This is a genomic window from Oceanicaulis sp. UBA6590, from assembly GCF_002433705.1.
Taxonomy (GTDB): Bacteria; Pseudomonadota; Alphaproteobacteria; order Caulobacterales; family Maricaulaceae; genus Oceanicaulis.
Map to the genome: position 1 here is coordinate 9,542 of NZ_DJIQ01000019.1, position 374 is coordinate 9,915.

The following is a 374-nucleotide window of genomic DNA, read 5'->3' on the forward strand; positions in this document are numbered from 1 at the left end:
TCCACCTGCAGGAATTCCTGCTGGGGATGCTTGCGACCACCCTGGGGCGGAACAGAGGCCACCGTGCCTTCCATGATCTTCAGAAGCGCTTGCTGGACACCCTCGCCCGATACGTCGCGCGTGATGGACGGGTTGTCGGACTTGCGACTGATCTTGTCGATCTCGTCGATGTAGACAATGCCGCGCTGGGCGCGCTCGACATTGTAATCGGCTGCCTGCAGCAGCTTGAGAACAATATTCTCCACGTCCTCGCCCACATAACCGGCTTCGGTCAGCGTGGTGGCGTCGGCCATGGTGAAAGGCACGTCGAGTATGCGCGCGAGCGTCTGAGCCAGCAGCGTCTTGCCGCAGCCGGTCGGGCCGATCAGCAGGAT

1 protein-coding gene is annotated in these 374 nt (G+C 61.8%); it reads right to left on the minus strand.

Annotation, left to right across the window (positions count from 1 at the left end; genetic code table 11):
- Positions 1–374, minus strand: a 374-nt coding sequence (locus tag B2Z70_RS03695; protein WP_518167574.1) for an AAA family ATPase, incomplete at both ends; no start/stop codon positions are given.